At 63.3% G+C, this 17,459-nt stretch carries 17 protein-coding genes; 14 read left to right on the top strand and 3 right to left on the bottom strand.

All coding sequences use genetic code 11. The annotated features are described in order from the left end of the window. Positions 1–24 precede the first annotated feature (24 nt). Positions 25–810: a DeoR/GlpR family DNA-binding transcription regulator gene (locus tag KZO83_RS01525; RefSeq protein WP_178997612.1), complete on the bottom strand. Its 786-nt coding sequence runs from the start codon at positions 808–810 to the stop codon at positions 25–27. Between the two features lie 244 nt (positions 811–1,054). Here KZO83_RS01525 and deoC point away from each other — a divergent pair, with 244 nt between their 5' ends. The 5 genes from deoC to cdd all read left to right on the top strand — a co-directional run bounded on the left by deoC (position 1,055) and on the right by cdd (position 5,643). Beyond that, positions 1,055–1,828, top strand: coding sequence for a deoxyribose-phosphate aldolase (gene deoC, locus KZO83_RS01520; protein ID WP_247619517.1), 774 nt, complete (start codon positions 1,055–1,057; stop codon positions 1,826–1,828). Positions 1,829–1,892: 64 nt separating this feature from the next. Further along, positions 1,893–3,227, top strand: a complete 1,335-nt coding sequence (gene deoA / locus KZO83_RS01515) for a thymidine phosphorylase (protein WP_247619516.1) — start codon at positions 1,893–1,895, stop codon at positions 3,225–3,227. Continuing rightward, the gene (locus tag KZO83_RS01510) at positions 3,224–4,492 is read left to right on the top strand and encodes a phosphopentomutase (RefSeq protein WP_247619515.1); all 1,269 of its coding nucleotides are present in this window, start codon (positions 3,224–3,226) and stop codon (positions 4,490–4,492) included. Before deoA ends, KZO83_RS01510 begins: the two co-directional genes overlap by 4 nt. Positions 4,493–4,496: 4 nt before the next feature. After that, positions 4,497–5,228 carry a purine-nucleoside phosphorylase gene (gene deoD / locus KZO83_RS01505; RefSeq protein ID WP_247619514.1) on the top strand — a complete coding sequence of 244 codons (732 nt, stop codon included), beginning with the start codon at positions 4,497–4,499 and terminating at the stop codon, positions 5,226–5,228. Continuing rightward, positions 5,221–5,643, top strand: coding sequence for a cytidine deaminase (gene cdd, locus KZO83_RS01500; RefSeq protein WP_247619513.1), 423 nt, complete (start codon positions 5,221–5,223; stop codon positions 5,641–5,643). Before deoD ends, cdd begins: the two co-directional genes overlap by 8 nt. Positions 5,644–5,671: 28 nt before the next feature. On the opposite strand, the gene KZO83_RS01495 is transcribed toward cdd, so the two are convergent. After that, entirely contained in the window at positions 5,672–5,899 is a 228-nt protein-coding gene (locus tag KZO83_RS01495) for a DUF3820 family protein (protein ID WP_247620161.1), read from the bottom strand. Between the two features lie 203 nt (positions 5,900–6,102). On the opposite strand from KZO83_RS01495, the gene KZO83_RS01490 reads away from it, so the two are divergent. The 4 genes from KZO83_RS01490 to KZO83_RS01475 all read left to right on the top strand — a co-directional run bounded on the left by KZO83_RS01490 (position 6,103) and on the right by KZO83_RS01475 (position 12,116). Then, positions 6,103–7,653, top strand: coding sequence for a BCCT family transporter (locus KZO83_RS01490; RefSeq protein ID WP_247619512.1), 1,551 nt, complete (start codon positions 6,103–6,105; stop codon positions 7,651–7,653). Then, positions 7,650–9,686 (top strand): CocE/NonD family hydrolase, encoded by a 2,037-nt coding sequence (locus KZO83_RS01485; RefSeq protein WP_247619511.1) that lies wholly within the window; start codon positions 7,650–7,652, stop codon positions 9,684–9,686. The genes KZO83_RS01490 and KZO83_RS01485 overlap by 4 nt, the downstream gene beginning before the upstream one ends. A 53-nt stretch (positions 9,687–9,739) precedes the next feature. After that, positions 9,740–10,651, top strand: a complete 912-nt coding sequence (locus tag KZO83_RS01480) for a LysR substrate-binding domain-containing protein (protein WP_247619510.1) — start codon at positions 9,740–9,742, stop codon at positions 10,649–10,651. Between the two features lie 109 nt (positions 10,652–10,760). Next, a complete protein-coding gene (locus KZO83_RS01475; protein ID WP_247619509.1) occupies positions 10,761–12,116 on the top strand; it encodes a DEAD/DEAH box helicase in 1,356 nt (451 codons plus the stop codon). 41 nt (positions 12,117–12,157) lie between these two features. On the opposite strand, the gene KZO83_RS01470 is transcribed toward KZO83_RS01475, so the two are convergent. Then, a complete protein-coding gene (locus tag KZO83_RS01470) occupies positions 12,158–12,841 on the bottom strand; it encodes a GntR family transcriptional regulator (protein WP_247619508.1) in 684 nt (227 codons plus the stop codon). Between the two features lie 200 nt (positions 12,842–13,041). Here KZO83_RS01470 and KZO83_RS01465 point away from each other — a divergent pair, with 200 nt between their 5' ends. The 5 genes from KZO83_RS01465 to KZO83_RS01445 all read left to right on the top strand — a co-directional run bounded on the left by KZO83_RS01465 (position 13,042) and on the right by KZO83_RS01445 (position 17,454). Then, the gene (locus KZO83_RS01465) at positions 13,042–14,676 is read left to right on the top strand and encodes a gamma-glutamyltransferase family protein (protein WP_247619507.1); all 1,635 of its coding nucleotides are present in this window, start codon (positions 13,042–13,044) and stop codon (positions 14,674–14,676) included. 2 nt (positions 14,677–14,678) lie between these two features. Next, on the top strand, positions 14,679–15,245 hold the full coding sequence (locus KZO83_RS01460) for a chromate transporter (protein ID WP_040244987.1): 567 nt from the start codon (positions 14,679–14,681) through the stop codon (positions 15,243–15,245). After that, positions 15,242–15,772, top strand: coding sequence for a chromate transporter (locus KZO83_RS01455; RefSeq protein WP_040244989.1), 531 nt, complete (start codon positions 15,242–15,244; stop codon positions 15,770–15,772). Before KZO83_RS01460 ends, KZO83_RS01455 begins: the two co-directional genes overlap by 4 nt. Positions 15,773–15,892: 120 nt before the next feature. Further along, positions 15,893–16,912: a Bug family tripartite tricarboxylate transporter substrate binding protein gene (locus KZO83_RS01450; RefSeq protein ID WP_247619506.1), complete on the top strand. Its 1,020-nt coding sequence runs from the start codon at positions 15,893–15,895 to the stop codon at positions 16,910–16,912. Further along, complete coding sequence (locus KZO83_RS01445; RefSeq protein ID WP_247619505.1) at positions 16,909–17,454, top strand: tripartite tricarboxylate transporter TctB family protein; 546 nt, start codon at positions 16,909–16,911, stop codon at positions 17,452–17,454. The genes KZO83_RS01450 and KZO83_RS01445 overlap by 4 nt, the downstream gene beginning before the upstream one ends. The last annotated feature ends 5 nt before the right edge of the window (positions 17,455–17,459 follow it).

Below are 17,459 nucleotides of genomic sequence, written 5' to 3'. Positions count from 1 at the left end.
TAAGCAGCACGCATTCACGCACCCTCACAGCACCTTGAGCGTCGGCCAAGCGCATCCCGGCCGTGCCACCAGGGTGTCACGCAGTGCCTCACCCGCCGCCCCGCTAGTCAGCATCACATCGAAGGTCTCGAGGTCGGCGAAAAACGCCGGGCGCACCAAATCGAGTTTGCTCTCGTCGGCGACGAGAATGCGCTGCACAGCAGTCTCCAGGGCCACTTGCTTGGGCATCACCTCATGGAAGTGAAAGCAGCTCACGCCTTTATCGGCATGTACGCCGGCGGCGGAAATGAATGCCTTGTTGATACCCAAGCGACGAATCGCGGTGACCAGCTCCTCACCGCCGAAGGACTGCGATACTGGATAATAGAGACCGCCCAGCAACACCAGACGGACGTGGGGCAGCGCCATTTTCTCGATGGCATTGGCAACGTTGAGCGCGTACGTCACCACCGTCAGCGGCATGTCGGGATCGAGTTGAGCGAACAGCGGAATCAGCGTCGTGCCGCAATCCACGAAGATCGTGTCATCGGCCTCGACCATGCGTGCCGCCTCTTCGCACATGCGCTGCTTGGCCTGGGCGAAACTGTCCTGCTGAGTGGCGAAGTCGTATCCGGTGGCAACCTGTGGATGCTCGGCCAACAGCAAGCGCCCGCCCAGCGAGACGATGGTGTCCTGGCTGGCGGCGATGTCGCGGCGTATGGTCATTTCCGAGACCTGGCAGCGCTGAGCGGCCTCGGCGATCGGCAGCATGCCTTCCGCGCGCAAGGTGTCCTGTAGCCATTGAAGGCGTGCCGCACTGCGGCTATTCATTTGACATATCTCCGTCGACACGCCGGTCAACGAGCGTTGCTCGCCATCCTCCGGCACATTTTGTTAGCTTAGCCACAAAATTTCTGTTAAAAAAATAACAAAGGCATCTCAACAATAAAGACAAGGACATTACCATGCCAGCGTCTTTTTGCGTGTCGTCCGGCGCATTCGCCGACCGCGCGACCGACTCATCGACCCATGCACCGGCGCCAGGCGCATGCATACCACTCGGGGACTCACGCCCATGACCGACCTCACGTCCACCGCTCGTCAGGCGCTCAGCCTGATGGATCTGACCTCGCTCAACAACGATGACGACAGTGCCCATATTCAGGCACTCTGCCGCCGTGCCGACACGCCCGTCGGTCATCCCGCCGCATTGTGCCTTTATCCGGCCTTCATCGAGGACGCCCAGCGCGAACTCGACACCCTCGGCCTGACCCGGCGCGTGCGCATCGCCACGGTGACCAATTTTCCCGGCGGCGCCCCCAATGCCGAGCGCGCAGCGCGCGAGACACGTCTCGCCGTGGCCGCCAGCGCCGACGAAGTCGACGTGGTCTTTCCCTATCGGGCCCTGCTCGACGGCGCGCCCGATGTCGGGCGCCTACTCGTCGAAGCGTGCCGTGAAGCCTGCGGTGGTGCGACCTTGAAGGTCATCCTCGAGAGCGGCGAACTCAAGGACCCCGCCCTGATCCGCCAGGCCGCAGAAATCGCCATTGCCGCCGGTGCCGACTTCATCAAGACCTCCACCGGCAAGGTTGCCGTCAACGCCACCCTCGAATCCGCCGAGATCATGCTCGAAACGATTCGTGACAGCGGTCGCGACGTGGGCTTCAAGGCCGCCGGCGGGATTCGTACCACCGAGGATGCCAAGGCTTATCTCGACCTGGCCGCGCGAATCATGGGCGAGGACTGGATCAGCCCCGCGCACTTCCGTTTTGGCGCCTCGGGGTTACTCGACGCATTGCTCGCCACTTTGGAAGTCGGTGACACCAAGGCGCCCCACGACGGTTACTGAGCACGCACCGGCAGCCATCGACCATCAATGACAAACAACGACAAATAACGACACGGTTATCGCCATGCTGATTCAAGACATCCTCCGTCGTAAGCGTGACGCCGAAGCCCTCGACGCCGACGCCATCCACACTTTCATGCGCGGCGTCGCCGACGGCAGCGTGGGCGACGCCCAGATCGGCGCTTTCGCCATGGCGGTCGTGCTCAATGGCATGAACCGCGAGGAGGCCATCGCGCTCACCGAGGCCACCCGCGAATCGGGCCAGATCCTGCGCTGGCACGACCTGAACCTCGACGGTCCGGTGCTGGACAAGCATTCCACCGGCGGCGTAGGCGATCTCGTGTCACTGGTACTGGGCCCGTGGATCGCTGCCTGCGGCGGCCACGTGCCCATGATTTCCGGGCGTGGACTCGGCCACACCGGTGGCACGCTGGACAAACTCGAAGCGATTCCTGGCTATGACGTCACGCCCGACGACGCTCGCTTCCGCCGCCTGGTCAAAGACGTCGGCGTGGCGATCATCGGGCAGACCGGCACCCTCGCCCCTGCCGACAAGCGCCTGTACGGTGTGCGCGATGTGACCGCCACGGTCGAGTCGCTGCCGCTGATCGTGGCCTCGATTCTGGGCAAGAAGCTGGCCTGCGGGCTCGACACACTGGTCATGGACGTCAAGGTCGGCAACGGCGCCTTCATGCCCACCGCCGAGGCCTCCCGAGAACTGGCCGAAGCCATCGTCACCATCGGCAGCGGCGCCGGCACGCCCACCAGCGTGCTGTTGACCGACATGAATCAGCCGCTCGCCGACTGCGCCGGCAATGCCTTGGAAGTGCACGAGGCGCTGCGCCTGCTGAGAGGGGAAGGTCGCGATAGCCGTCTCTATCAGGTCACCCATGCCTTGGCCACGGAAATGCTCGTGCAAGCCGGTATAGCCACCAATGCCGACGACGCCGCAATGCGCCTGGAGAAAACCCTGGCCTCCGGCGAGGCGCTGGAACGCTTCTCGCGCATGGTGCATGGTCTAGGGGGCCCGAGCGATCTGGCCGAACGCCCCGCGCACTATTTAGCGCCAGCGCCCTTCACGACCGATGTCGTCTCGCCTCGGGCCGGCACCATCCACGCCATCGACACCCGTGCGCTTGGTCTCGGCGTCGTCGAACTAGGCGGCGGGCGTCGTAACGCTGGGGATGCCATCGATCATCGTGTCGGCCTCTCGCATATCGCCCAGCTCGGCGAGCGCGTCGACGCCGGGCAACCACTGTTGCGCCTCCACGCCGCCAGCCAAGCCGATGCCGAGGCTATCGCATCCCAATTGAGCACAGCCTTCACCCTCGGCGAGACAAGTAGCGTCGAGCCGACGTCGCCGATCCACGCCACCCTGCGCCAGGAGGATCTATCATGACCCGCGCCGTTCTGCTCGTCCTCGACTCCTTCGGCATCGGCAACGCCCCGGATGCCGACGCCTTCGGCGATGCAGGGGCGGATACGCTAGGCCATATCGCGCGTCACCGTGCCGCTGCCGGACGACCGCTCGCGTTGCCCAACCTGGCAAAGCTGGGGCTCTATCACGCGCATCACCTTGCCACCGGCGAGTGGGCAGCAGGCATCACCCCACCCGATACGCTCGACGGCGCCTACGCGGCGGCATCCGAGATCTCCTCGGGCAAGGACACGCCCTCCGGGCATTGGGAGATCGCCGGCGTGCCGGCGCTGTTCGAATGGGGTTACTTTCTCGACAAGACACAGAGCTTCCCGCCCGATCTTTTGGAAGCGTTGATCGAGCGCGCCGACCTGCCCGGTGTTTTGGGCAACTGCCATGCGTCCGGCATGCCGATCCTCGAGGCACTTGGCGAAGAACATATCGCCACTGGCAAGCCCATCGTCTATACCTCGGCGGACTCAGTGTTCCAGATCGCCGCCCACGAGACCCATTTCGGTCTCGACCGCTTGTACGCGCTGTGCGAAATCGCCCGTGAGCTACTGATGCCCTACAACATCGGTCGCGTCATCGCTCGCCCCTTCGTCGGCGAGACGCTGGACGCCTTCGAGCGCACCGGCAATCGCCGCGACTACGCCATCGAACCGCCCACGCCGACCGTACTCCAAAAGCTGCACGACGGCGGCGGGACGGTATTGGGCGTGGGCAAGATCGGCGATATCTATGCCCATTGCGGCGTTTCGAAAGTGCTCAAGGCCCACGGCCATGACGCGCTGTTCGACGCGACGCTCAAGGCCATCGATGAGGCCGGCGAGCGTTCACGGGAGAATAAGCAGACGCTGGTGATGACCAACTTCGTCGACTTCGACACGCTCTACGGTCACCGGCGCGACCCTGACGGCTACGCCGCAGCCCTGGAGGCCTTCGACCGGTGCTTGCCGGAAATACTCGCGGCCCTCGGCCCCGACGACCTGCTGATCCTCACCGCCGATCACGGTAACGATCCGACCTGGACGGGGACCGACCATACGCGCGAACAAGTCCCCGTGCTTGCCAGCGGCGCGAACTTGGCGCCAGGGCCGTTGGGCGACGAGGCCGGTCGTCTGGCGACCTTCGCCGATATCGGCCAGAGTCTGGCGACGCATTTCGGTCTCGCGCCCATGGCCCACGGCAGCGACTTCCTGGGCGCGGCGCCCGCCGCCTCCACCACGACGACAACAGGAGACTGATGCCATGTCGACGCCGCATATCGATGCCCCCGCAGGCGCCTTCGCCGATACCGTGCTCATGCCCGGCGATCCGCTGCGCGCCCAATTCATTGCCGAGACCTTTCTGGACGACGTCGAGTGCGTCAATCAGGTGCGCAACATGCTCGGTTTCACCGGTACCTACCAAGGCCAGCGCATCTCAGTGATGGGCAGCGGCATGGGCATTCCCTCGATCTCGATCTATGCCAAGGAGTTGATCACCGAGTACGGTGTCAAGCGCCTGGTGCGTGTGGGCTCCTGCGGTGCGGTACGCGACGACGTGGCGGTCAACGACATCGTCGTGGGAATGGGCGCGTGTACCGATTCCGGCGTCAACCGCACCCGCTTCAAAGGGCATGACTTCGCCGCCATCGCCGACTTCGACCTGACACGTCACGCCGTCGACGCTGCACGCGCGCGTGGCATCCAGGCCAAGGTCGGCAACCTGTTCTCGGCGGATCTTTTCTATTCGCCCGACGACGCCATGTTCGACGTCATGAAGCGCCATGGCATTCTCGGCGTCGAGATGGAAGCCGCCGGCCTATACGGCGTCGCCGCCGAGCTCCAAGCTCGTGCGCTGACCGTGTGCACGGTGTCCGATCATATCCTGAAGGGTGAGGCCCTCGACGCGCAGACGCGCCAAACCGGCTTTCACGAGATGATGGCGATCACCCTCGAGGGCCTGCTCCGCGACGCGAGGGAAACCACCCATGGCTGAGACGTCCCCCGCGCCGCTTTCCGATGCGCTGCGCCAAGCGTTGATCGAGACGCGCGAGCGCGCTTATGCGCCCTATTCCCGCCATCCGGTGGGGGCCCTGCTGATCGCCGAGAGCGGCCGGTATTACCTGGGCTGCAACGTGGAAAGCGCCAACTTCAAGGGGCTCTGCGCCGAAGCCGGTGCCATCGGCGCGATGATCGCCCAAGGCGAGCGCGAGATCGTCACGCTGTACGTCATCGGCCCCGGCGAGCATCTCTGCACGCCCTGTGGCGATTGCCGCCAGCGCATTCGAGAATTCGCCACGCCGGACACCGTGATCGTCGTTCTCGACGGCGACGGTACGCCGCTCAAACGCTACACCATGGAGCAGTTACTGCCTGACTCCTTCGGGCCGGAGAATCTGCCACCGGCGTGATGTAGGCGCCTCACCTTACGCTCGACGGCTATTCATGACGCCGTGATGACGCACGCAGCGGCTCGAGCAGCGCGTTAAGGCCGTTGTGGTCGATTTCATGCATCAGGGCGAGCAGTCGCCCGATTTCCCCTTGCGGGAAGCCCTCCCGGGCAAACCAGGCAAGATAGGGGCCGGGAAGATCGGCGATCAGCCGGCCTGCGTATTTGCCGAAAGGCATCTGTCGCGTGGCGAGCTTTTGCAAGTCTTCAGGGTTCATCGAGGCGCTTCTCGCATAACGGTCGTAAGTGACCATGCTAGCGGACGCGTCGGCGCACGTCGCCATGGCGCGCATGCCATGCGTCATATGCATACCCCCATTACCAAGTAGCGTTTGAGCGTAGCGTCCCGTGTGCCGGTAGAGTGGCATGCCATGCTATCGGCGCATGGCGCCACACGATAACGACAAACGGAGACTGGGTGATGCAAACATCGCTACGGCCCTTGGTTTTCTGGCCAACCTTCCTGGTGCTACTGGCGGCGGTGATCGCCAGCTACGTCAATCTCGATGCCTTCCTGGCCACCGCCAGCGCCCTCAACGATGCCATCCTGGATAACTTTGCGTGGCTATTCAGCCTGGGGAGCCTGTACCTGCTGGTGCTGGCCGTCATCGTTTATTTCTCGCCGCTGGGTCAACTACGTATCGGCGGCGAGCAGGCAACGCCCATGCTGTCGCGGCTGCGCTGGTTCTCGATCACCTTGTGCACCACGCTGGCCGTGGGGGTGTTGTTCTGGACCACCGCCGAACCGCTTTATCACTTCATGGGGCCGCCCGAGTCGCTAGGTTTAGAAGCCGGTTCCAGCGATGCCATGCTGTTCGCGATGTCGACCATGTTCCTGCACTGGTCGTTCACGCCCTACGCCATCTATGCCGTTCCCGCGCTGATCTTTGCGCTGGCCTTCTACAATCTGCGCCTGCGCTTCTCGATCTCGAGCATGCTGGAACCGCTCTTCGGGCCCAAGGTCAAGCGCTTCGGCGGTTTGATCGACGCCGTGTCGCTCTACGCTCTGGTGGCCGGCATGGCCTCATCGCTGGGCACCGGCGCGCTGACGCTGGCCGGCGGCGCGGGCCAGTACCTGGGCGGCGAGACCAGCCCCCTGCGCCTGGGCGTGGTCATCGCCCTGATCGTGGTGACCTTCGTGATCTCGGCGGCTAGCGGTCTTCAGAAAGGCATCGCACGGCTATCGTCGCTGAACGCTATATTGCTGTTGATTCTGGGCGTGTTCATCTTCGTGGTGGGGCCGACGAGCTTCATGCTCTCGCTGGGCGTGGAATCCTTCGGCGTCTATCTCGACAACTTCTTCACCAAGAGCCTGTTCACCGGCGCCGCCGGCGAGGACCAGTGGCCACAGTGGTGGTCGATCTTCTACTGGGCGGTATGGTTCGCCTGGGCGCCCATGGCGGCGCTGTTCCTGGGCAAGATTTCACGCGGCTACACGGTACGCGAATTCCTGCGGGTCAATCTGTTCTACCCAGCCCTTTTCGCCTCCGCTTGGGTCATCATCTTCTCCGGCGCGGCGCTTTATTTTCAGGCCCATACCGGTATCGACCTGCATGCCATTCTCAACGATCGCGGCGTGGAGAACGTGCTCTATGAACTCTTCCGGCAAATGCCGTTCGCTGGTGTCTGGATTCCCTTGCTGCTGTTCATCGCCTACATCTCCTACGTCACGGCGGCGGACTCGCAAACCGATGCCATCGGCAACCTTTGCACACGCGGTCTGACCGCCGACTCGGATCTCAACACCGGCGTGTCGATGAAGGTCCTATGGGGCGTCATCGTCGGCATCGTGTCCTGGGTCATGGTCAGTTTCGTGGGGATCGACGGTATCAAGATGCTCTCCAATCTCGGCGGTCTGCCCGCGCTGATCGTCGTGCTACTCGCCACGGGTTCGCTATGGCGTTGGCTGAAACACCCCGAGCGCCTCGCGAGACCGCCTTCTTCTTCTCACGCTTCCAAGGACGACGCATGAACATCAAGCACGACTTTCCACACCGCGTGCGCGAGATCGAGAACCAATGGATCGTGCTCGCCGATGGCACGCGGCTAGCGGCCCGTATCTGGTTGCCCGAGGATGCCGAGTCGAAGCCAGTGCCGGCGATCCTCGAATACCTGCCCTATCGCAAACGCGACGGCACGGCGGTGCGCGACGAGCTGACCCACCCCTGGTTCGCCGGCCACGGTTACGCCTGCATCCGGGTCGATATGCGCGGCAATGGCGAGTCCGATGGGCTGATGGAGGACGAGTATGCTCCCCAGGAACAGCGTGATGCGCTGGAGGTGATCGACTGGATCGCCGGCCAGCCCTGGTGCGACGGCAAGCTCGGAATGATGGGCATCTCCTGGGGCGGCTTCAACAGCCTGCAACTCGCCGCGCTGCGTCCCGAACCGCTCAAGGCGATCATCACGCTGTGCTCCACCGACGACCGCTACGCCGATGACATCCACTACAAGGGCGGCAACATGCTGCTGGAGAACCTCGGCTGGGCGGCGACCATGCTGAGCTTCTCCGCCGCCGTGCCCGACCCGGCGCTGGTCGGCGATCGATGGCGCGAGATGTGGAAGCATCGCCTCGACAACATGCCGCTGCTGGCGGACACCTGGCTCGAGCATCAGCATCGTGACGACTACTGGAAACATGGTTCGATCTGCGAGGGCTATCACCAAGCGCTAGGCGGCATCGAAGCGGCTGTCTATATGGTCAGCGGCTGGGCGGATTCGTACATCGACGCCATTCCGCGAATGATGGAGCACCTGTCGTGCCCCAAGAAGGCGCTGATCGGGCCGTGGATGCACAAGTACCCGCACTTTGCGATCCCCGACCCGGCCATCGGCTTTCTGCAGGAGGCGCTGCGCTGGTGGGACTACTGGCTCAAGGATACCGACACCGGCATCATGGACGAGCCCGCGTGCACCTTCTATCTGCAGGATGGCGTGCCGCCCGCGCCGAAGTACCTCGAGCGCCCGGGGAAGTGGGTCCGTACCCACGGCTGGCCCGCGCCCAGTGACGAGGTCGAGACGCAATCCCTGGTGCTCGGCGACCAGGGATTGGCGGCCAACGGCCGCTTGAGCAACGATCGGCAGATCGCCTCGCCATTGACCGCCGGCGCGCTGCAGGGCGAATACATTCCACTGTGGTTCGGCGCCGACTTTCCGCCGGACCAGCGTCGTGACGATGGCCTGTCGCTGACCTTCGATTCCGCCCCGTACCTCGAGGGGCTCGACATTCTCGGCCAACCGAGACTTGCGGTGTCGGTCACCAGCACCGCAGCGTGCGGCCAACTGCACGTGCGCTTGTGCGACGTGGCCCCCAGCGGCGAGAGCGCGCTGATCACCTACGGCACACTCAATCTCAATCTACGCGATGACCCGGGCACGATTACGCCACCGGTACCGGGCGAGCCGATGGACGTTCGCGTACCGCTGGATCTGATCGGCTATCGCCTCCCCCCGGGACACCGCCTGCGCGTGGCGCTCTCCAGCGCCAGTTTTCCGCTTGTGTGGTCGCCCCAAAAGCGCGCTGACCTGACGCTTCAGTCGGGCATGCCGACACTCGAGCTGCCATGTTCAAAAGCGGCTTACATCTCGATGCCATTCGAAGCACCGGAGAGCGCCGCGCCGTGTCGCGTCGAAACGCTTCGCGGTGGACAACCCAAGCGCACTCTCAGCGAAGACGTCGGCAGTGGCGAGGTAACCGTAACCGTGGAAGACGACATGGGCGACATTCGCTTCGAGGATCACGGCTTACGTGTCGAGCAAAAAGCAAAAGAGGTCTACAGCAGTCACCCGACCGACGCCACACGGACACGTGCCGATATCGAATGGGTCTATCGTGCCAGCCGCGATGAAGGCGACGGTCAGTTCGCCGTCGAGGTGACCAGTCGCTATCACCTGCATTGCGACACAGACACCTTCTACCTCAGCGCCGAGCAAATCGCCCACGAGGGCGAGACACTGGTCAGCGAGAAGTCATGGCAGCGCGAGATTCCACGCACGGCCATCTGACCGGCGGCGTGCATGTTATGCTCCGGGGTCGTTTCATGGCCCCGGATACGTCTATGTCTTCCCGTGATGCGTTACCACCGTTGGCGTGCTTGCGTGCCTTCGAGGCGGCCGCGCGACATGCCAGTTTCACGCAGGCCGGCAGCGAACTGCACCTGACCCAGAGCGCGGTCAGCCGCCAGATCAAGCGGCTCGAGGACGACCTGGGTCGGCCACTGTTCGAACGTCATTACGAAGGCCTACGTTTAACGCCCGCCGGCGAACACTACTTTCGCGTGGTGCAGCGCCTGTTGCGTGACCTGCGCGACGAAACGGCGCGCCTGCGGCGTCGCGGCGACGACCGTCAGCTCACGTTGGCCTCCAGCCCCACCATTGCCTCGATCTGGCTGGCGCGGCAGCTTCCCGACTTCCAGCGTGCGCATCCGCATATCGAGATCCGCATCCTGACGGTCGAGGACCCTCACCGCCTGGACCTCGCCGAGTTCGATCTGGGCATCTACTATCACGTTCCTCACGAGGTCGACCCCACCGGCCTCGACGCCGAGGCGATCTTCTCCCACGAGGAGGTCGCCGCGGTATGCAGCCCGGCCTACCTGGCTCGTCATGATGACATCCGCGATGCCGATGACCTGCTCGCTCGTCACACGTTGATGGTCGTCGAAGATCATTATCATGACTGGCTAACCTGGGAAGGCTGGTATCAGGCCCAGAACCTGGCCTGGCGCACGCCGGAGCACAGCCTGCGCGCCAACAGTTTCCAGTTGCTCATGAACGCGACCCTGGCCGGCCAAGGCGTGACCCTGGGGTGGACGCGACTGCTCGCCGCGGACCTGGCACAGCGCAACTTGGTGCAAGCACTGCCGCATACGCTGCCCAGTCGGGGGTGTCTGTCACTGCTCACCCCGCAACATCGCCACCTGACCGAGCCCATGCGCGCATTCCGTGCCTGGGTACTGAACACGGCTTGAGAAGCGCCTGCGCTATACGCCTAAAGTGGCAAGCCTGGTTCATATCCGGTAAGCTGCACGCCCGCTGCCCGCCTACTCTGGCCCACTTCGCAGCCACCGAGACGACTTCATGAGCTTTACCTCCTTGGGGCTTTCCGCTCCGATTCTGGATGCCGTGGCCGAGCAAGGCTACGAGACACCCTCACCGATTCAAGCCAAGGCGATCCCCGCCGTTCTCGACGGACGCGACGTCATGGCCGCCGCGCAGACCGGCACCGGCAAGACCGCCGGTTTCACGCTGCCGATCCTCGAGCGCCTGTCTACCGGCACGCGCGCGCCCGCCAAGCAAGTGCGCGCGCTGATTCTCACGCCGACCCGCGAGCTGGCCGCCCAGATCGGCGCCAATATCGAGGCATACGGCAAGCATCTGCCGCTGCGCAGCGCCGTGGTCTTCGGCGGCGTGAAGGTCAACCCGCAGATCGCCAAGCTACGCGGCGGGGTCGATATCCTGGTGGCAACGCCGGGTCGACTGCTGGATCTGTATAGCCAGAAGGCCGTCAGTTTCGATGCGCTGGAAGTACTGGTGATGGACGAAGCCGACCGCATGCTCGACATGGGCTTCATCCACGATATCCGTCGGATCCTCAAAGCACTGCCCGCCAAGCGTCAGAACCTGATGTTCTCGGCGACTTTCTCGCAGGAGATCCGCACGCTCGCCAAGGGCATGGTCAACGATCCGGTAGAAATCTCGGTCACGCCGCGCAACACGACCGCCGAGACGGTCACGCAGTGGATCCACCCGGTGGACAAGACCCGCAAGCCGGCACTGCTCACGCACCTGATCCACGAGAATCAGTGGCAGCAGGTGCTGGTCTTCATGCGTACCAAGCATGGCGCTAACCGCCTGAGTCGCCAGCTCGAAGACGCCGGTATCGAGGCGGCTGCGATTCACGGCAACAAGAGCCAGAATGCGCGCACCAAGGCCCTCGACGGCTTCAAGAGCGGCGATATTCGTGTACTGGTGGCCACCGATATCGCCGCGCGCGGCCTCGACATCGATCAGCTCCCGCAAGTGGTCAACTTCGAGCTACCCAATGTCGCCGAGGACTACGTCCACCGTATCGGACGTACCGGACGTGCCGGTGCTAGCGGCCACGCGGTGTCGCTGGTCAGCCCCGAAGAAGGCAAGGAACTCGCGGGCATCGAGCGACTGACCCGCCAGACGCTGGAACGCCAAACCATCGCCGGCTTCGAACCCAGCGAAGCACTCGTCAGCGGCCAGGGCACCAGCCCGCCGCGCGGTGGCAACGGTGGAGGCCAGCGCAACGGTAACGGACGCGACAACGGCCAACGTCGCGGTGGCAACTCAGGCGGTAACGACTCACGCAACAGCAATGCATCCCGCGATCGCAATGGCGGCGAAAACCGCCCGCGCCGCCGTCGTGGCGGACGAGGTCGCGGTAACGGCACCCAAGGCGGGGCATAAGTCACGTCAATCGTGAGTCGTGGTGCTACGGCGCCAACGGCTCACGTATCGTCGTCGGATGCCGGTGACTCGCAACAACCGCGGGCAACACTGTGAGACAGCCGGATGTGATCATCGAGCAATGCCCGCGCGGCGCGAATGTCTCGACTCAGTGCCAGTTCGACCAGCTCGCCATGTTGGCGATCAAGCGCCTTTCGCACCGCCGGATTGGGCGGCGCCAGGCGCCGGTAGCGGTCGAACTGGTCGTGTAATTGTTCGATGAAGCGTAACAACCAGTGCGAACCGCACGACGCTAGCAACGCCCTATGAAAGCGCAGATGTGCTTGCTCCCATTCCTCCACTTGCTCAGGATGCTCGTCGGCACGGCGCAACCGATGATGCGCCGCCAATACCTGGGACTCCCATTCTGAATCTCCCGCCTGAAAAGCCTGCGTCAACGCCATGCATTCAAGCTGAGCGCGTAGCCCTGCGATGTCATCTAGCTCCTCAAGCTCCATTGCTGGGACTCGAAACCCCCGCTGGTTGACCTGCTCGAGCAGGCCATAAGCCGCCAGCCGGTTGAGAGCCTCACGCAGCGGGCTGAGCCCCACTCGGTAATGGTCCTTGAGGGCGCTGATGGCGAGCTTCTCACCCGCCGCGAAACGTCCGCGAATCAAGTCCTGCTTGAGTGTCTCGAAGATGCGGCTCGAAGCCATGTCGCTACTGGCGGATGGCGATGCGGTCATGGCGTGATTCTCTTATCAAGTTCAAAGGTGATGGCCGGCGAAGAGTATTTCCGACTCGGCAAACAGGTTTTGCCTCTGTCCAGGGGACGCTTTGCTAAATCCTATATTGACGTTAATCAAATCGCGCGCCATAGTCATCTCAATAAAATCGATTTTTTTATTCAAAACGATTTATAACACAACAATCGATCGGAGACGGCATGTTGACGCCCTTTTCCCAGGCGACGCCCTACGCTTCCCAACGCAGCGCCACCTACGCCAAACACGGCATGGTCGCCGCGTCCCAGCCCCAGGCCAGCCAGGTTGGCCGTGACATCCTCGCGCAGGGCGGCAACGCAGTGGACGCCGCCATCGCCACCGCGGCGGCGCTGACCGTGGTCGAACCCACCGGTTGCGGGATCGGCGGTGACGCTTTCGCGCTGGTCTGGATAGCCGACGACAATGCAGGCAACGGAGAACTTCACGGTCTCAATGCCAGCGGCACCGCCCCCGCCGCATTGACTCCGCAGGCTGTCGCCGAGGCCGGCTTCGAGTCCATGCCGCTTTACGGCTGGACGCCGGTGACCGTGCCCGGCATTCCCGCCGCATGGGCCGAACTATCGCGGCGCTTCGGAAAGCTCGATTTTCAGACGCTACTCGCCCCAGCGACCCGCCTGGCCCGAGAGGGTTTTCCGGTCTCACCGGTCATCGCCAGCCTGTGGCAACGCGCCGAGATGACCTTCCGCCAACATCTAACGGATACCGCTACCGCAGGCTGGTTCGAGACCTTCGCGCCGACCGGGCATGCCCCGCGCGCCGGCGAGTGGCACCGCTGCGAGGACCAGGCGCAGACCCTGGAAGCCATCGCCGCAAGCCACAGCGAGAGTTTTTATCGCGGCGAGCTGGCCGAGCGCATCGACGCCTTCTCCCGCGAGACCGGTGGCTATCTGCGTGCAGAAGATCTTGCCGGTTATCAGCCGGAATGGGTCAAGCCGATCGCGGCAGACTACCGTGGTCATCAAGTATGGGAGATTCCGCCCAACGGCCAGGGGCTGGTCGCGCTGATGGCGCTGCGCATGCTCGAGGGCTTCGAGATCGACAGCCGCGACAATCCCGAGGTACTGCACCGCCAGCTCGAGGCGATGAAACTGGCATTCAGCGACGGGCAGGCCTATATCACCCAACCCGAGTCCATGACACATAGCGTCGAGGCGCTACTCGGCGACGCCTATACGCGAGAGCGCCGCGCGCTGATCGGCGAATCGGCGCTCGAGCCGACCCCAGGCACCCCGCAGGCCGGCGGCACCGTCTACCTGGCGACCGCCGACAGCGACGGCAATATGGTGTCGTTCATACAGAGCAATTATCACGGCTTCGGCTCCGGTGTAGTGGTGCCCGGCACCGGCATCGCACTGCAAAACCGCGGCCACAATTTCAGTCTCGACCCGAGCCACGACAACGTTCTCGCCCCGGGCAAGAAGACCTTCCATACCATCATTCCCGGCTTTTTGACCCGCGACGACGGCACGCCACTCGGGCCATTCGGCGTGATGGGCGGTTTCATGCAGCCCCAGGGACACGTCCAGGTAGTGATGAACCTGATCGACTTCGGCCTCAACCCTCAAGCCGCGTTGGACGCACCACGCTGGCAGTGGATGGGTGGCAAGCGCATCGGCATCGAGCACGACTACCCGGCCCCACTCATACGAGCCATGGCTGAGCGCGGTCACGACATGCAGATCGACCACGATCCACGCGGCTTCGGCCGCGGGCAGATGATCATCCGCGACCCAGACAGCGGCATCTACTGCGGCGGCACCGAGCCGCGCACCGACGCCAGCATCGCGGTACTGTGATCATGCTGCGTACTCAAGCCCAGCTATTCATGGCCTTCCTGCGCATCGGCCTGTTCGGCTTCGGTGGCGGCCCGTCGATGATCCCTCTCGTTCATCAAGAAGTAGTCAAACGCCACGCCTGGATGGACGACGAGGCATTCGCCGACGTGCTGGCAATCGGCAATACACTGCCCGGCCCAATCGCCACCAAGATGGCCGGCTACATCGGTTACCGAGTCGGAGGCAGTCTGGGCGCGCTCAATGCCGTCATCGCGGTAATCGGGCCAATAATCATTGCAATGATCGCGCTACTCGGACTCTACGCCCGTCACGGCGACCAGCGCTGGGTGCAGGGCATGGGCCAGGGCGTGGTCCCCGTCGTCATGGTGATGATGGCCAAGTTGACCTGGGATTTTTTCACCAAGTCGCGGGCCAGCCTTGGCTGGCTTGTGACGCTGGTGATGGGGGCCATCGCCGGTGGGCTGATCTACTGGCTCGATGTGCACCCGGGGCTGGTCATCGGCGCGATCTTGATCGCAGCGTTACTGCGCCCCGAATCGCAGCAAGCGACCAGCGAGACGAACAAATGATCTATTGGCACCTGTTCCTGGCGTTCTTCATCCCCAACATCGTCGGTTACGGCGGCGGCCCGGCGATCATCCCGCTGATCGAGAACGAGGTGGTCGGCCGCTATGGGTGGATGAGTTCACAGGCTTTCGCCGAGACCTTGGCGCTAGGCAACGCGCTGCCCAGCCCGATCGCTACCAAGATGGCCGGCTACATCGGCTACGACGTCGCCGGCGTGCCCGGATCGCTGATCGCCACCTTCGCCACCGTCGCGCCGTCGCTGCTGCTGATGCTAATCGCGCTGGGCACGCTGTATCGCTACCGCGACTCGATCAAGGTCAAGTCGATGAGCCAGTGGGTCCGCCCAGTGGTGATGACGCTCATGGCCTATCTAACCTGGAGATTTCTCACCGAAAGTGTGACGACCGCCGGCGCCGTGCACACCGCGATCATCGGTGGCGTGGCCGGCGTATCACTCCTGGCGACCCGGGTTCACCCGGCGTTCGTCGTGTGTTTCGGACTCGTCTACGGCGCCCTGCTGCTCGGTTAGTGGTCGTCGGGATCTGCCCGTTCGCGGATTCGGCGATATACCGCGCGAATCCCATAAGGCTCTTACGAGCCGGTAATCAAGCAATGCATGAATACAATGACCAACAAGGACAATATAGCCATGTCATTTACTTCTCAGCAGAGCAACACTATCCAAGGTCGGCCCCAAGCAACCCGCTCCCTCCGTTTCAAGCTAATTATCGGGGGGCTAGTGCTGGGTACAGCATTAGGTGCTAGCACCGCATCACTGGCCCAATCCGGGGACTATCCCAACAAGCCGGTAGAATTCATCGTTCCATGGTCACCGGGCGGTGGCAGCGACACCTTGATGCGAGTGATCTCCAATAATGTCGAAGAGTACCTAGGTCAGCCCATGCCGGTCATCAACATGCCCGGCGTCAGCGGCACCACTGGCCTCAAAGAGCTTTCCAAGCGCGACCCCGACGGCTACACGGTAGGCCAGATCCACGAGGGGCTACTAGTCGCCAACCATACCCAAATGACCCAACTCAACTGGGACGACTTCACCCCGGTCGCGGCCATGACCGCCTCACCACAATATCTGACGGTCAACGCCGATAGCCCATGGCAGACCTTCGACGAATTCGTCGACTACGCCCAGGACAATCCCGGCGAGATCCGTGTCGGCGTGACGCTTGGCGGGATTCCCCATGTCCACGCGGCGATGATGGAAGATGCTGCGAATCTATCGTTCCGCTATGTCGGTTTCGAGGGCACCGGTGCTCGCATTCGTGCGCTTGTTGGCGGGCATATCGACGCTGCGATTGGTGATATCGCCTCGAGTGGCGAGTTCGTCAAGAATGGCGATCTGCGTTTCCTGGCGGTGGGCAGCGCTGAGCGTCAGGAAGAGACACCAGACGTGCCGACCTTCAAGGAACTCGGCTACGACTCGCTCAGCCTCAACATCGTGCGCGGCCTGATCGCTCCCAAGGGTACTCCAGAGGATAAGATCAAAGTACTCGCCGATGCCATGCGGGAACTCTCCGAGGATGAGCAGTTCATCCAGGCGGTACATAACGCCGGCGCCCAAGTACATTTCGAAGGTCCTGAGACATTCGCTGACTACCTCAAGACCACCGACGAGACCATCGAACGGCTATCCGGGAAGCTAGCCAAATGAGTTCGCAGTCTTCTTCGCAGCAGACCCGATCGTCAGATCGGGCCGCCGCCCCCGATACCCGGCGCGCCAATGCGCTCGCCCATTTGCTGCTGAACGGCGCGCTGGTGGTGCTGTTCGGCGCGCTGTTCGTCCAAGCCGGGGCGTTGCCCGCGTCGATGTGGGAACCCCTCGGTTCGGGCAGCTTTCCGCGTCTGGTACTGGCCGTCCTGATGGTGATCAACCTAGGCATCATGGCCCAGGAGTGGCGACGCTATCGCGGTGCGCCGCGCGCCTCAGCGGGGCTTGTCACGCGCTGGCTGTGGCAGCACCGACTGGCGCTCGGCGTGTTGGCGCTGTTCGCCCTGTACATCGTCGGCGTGCCGATGCTGGGCTTTCGCCTGGCCTCGCTGCTTTTCCTAACCCTGGTCCAGCTCACGCTTGGTGTGCGTCGCCCCCGTAGCCTGGCCATCGCCGCAATCATCGCCGTGACGTTCTCGTTCGGCATCGACTGGCTGTTCCGAGATGTCTTCATCATCAGCCTTCCGCGCGGCCCCTTCGGCTGAACACA

The sequence above is a fragment of the Chromohalobacter moromii genome, from assembly GCF_023091865.1.
GTDB lineage: Bacteria > Pseudomonadota > Gammaproteobacteria > Pseudomonadales > Halomonadaceae > Chromohalobacter > Chromohalobacter moromii.
The sequence above is the reverse complement of the archived record's forward strand: the minus strand, read 5'-3'. Positions and strand labels throughout refer to the sequence as shown.

Coding starts and splice junctions, on each gene's coding strand:
- KZO83_RS01480 (WP_247619510.1), top strand. CDS start 9,740: ATGTCTTCCCGTGATGCGTTACCACCGTTGGCGTGCTTGCGTGCCTTC.
- KZO83_RS01445 (WP_247619505.1), top strand. CDS start 16,909: ATGAGTTCGCAGTCTTCTTCGCAGCAGACCCGATCGTCAGATCGGGCC.
- KZO83_RS01510 (WP_247619515.1), top strand. CDS start 3,224: ATGACCCGCGCCGTTCTGCTCGTCCTCGACTCCTTCGGCATCGGCAAC.
- KZO83_RS01470 (WP_247619508.1), bottom strand. CDS start 12,841: ATGACCGCATCGCCATCCGCCAGTAGCGACATGGCTTCGAGCCGCATC.
- deoC (WP_247619517.1), top strand. CDS start 1,055: ATGACCGACCTCACGTCCACCGCTCGTCAGGCGCTCAGCCTGATGGAT.
- KZO83_RS01450 (WP_247619506.1), top strand. CDS start 15,893: ATGTCATTTACTTCTCAGCAGAGCAACACTATCCAAGGTCGGCCCCAA.
- deoD (WP_247619514.1), top strand. CDS start 4,497: ATGTCGACGCCGCATATCGATGCCCCCGCAGGCGCCTTCGCCGATACC.
- KZO83_RS01460 (WP_040244987.1), top strand. CDS start 14,679: ATGCTGCGTACTCAAGCCCAGCTATTCATGGCCTTCCTGCGCATCGGC.
- KZO83_RS01495 (WP_247620161.1), bottom strand. CDS start 5,899: ATGAACCCTGAAGACTTGCAAAAGCTCGCCACGCGACAGATGCCTTTC.
- KZO83_RS01490 (WP_247619512.1), top strand. CDS start 6,103: ATGCAAACATCGCTACGGCCCTTGGTTTTCTGGCCAACCTTCCTGGTG.
- cdd (WP_247619513.1), top strand. CDS start 5,221: ATGGCTGAGACGTCCCCCGCGCCGCTTTCCGATGCGCTGCGCCAAGCG.
- KZO83_RS01485 (WP_247619511.1), top strand. CDS start 7,650: ATGAACATCAAGCACGACTTTCCACACCGCGTGCGCGAGATCGAGAAC.
- KZO83_RS01455 (WP_040244989.1), top strand. CDS start 15,242: ATGATCTATTGGCACCTGTTCCTGGCGTTCTTCATCCCCAACATCGTC.
- KZO83_RS01475 (WP_247619509.1), top strand. CDS start 10,761: ATGAGCTTTACCTCCTTGGGGCTTTCCGCTCCGATTCTGGATGCCGTG.
- KZO83_RS01525 (WP_178997612.1), bottom strand. CDS start 810: ATGAATAGCCGCAGTGCGGCACGCCTTCAATGGCTACAGGACACCTTG.
- KZO83_RS01465 (WP_247619507.1), top strand. CDS start 13,042: ATGTTGACGCCCTTTTCCCAGGCGACGCCCTACGCTTCCCAACGCAGC.
- deoA (WP_247619516.1), top strand. CDS start 1,893: ATGCTGATTCAAGACATCCTCCGTCGTAAGCGTGACGCCGAAGCCCTC.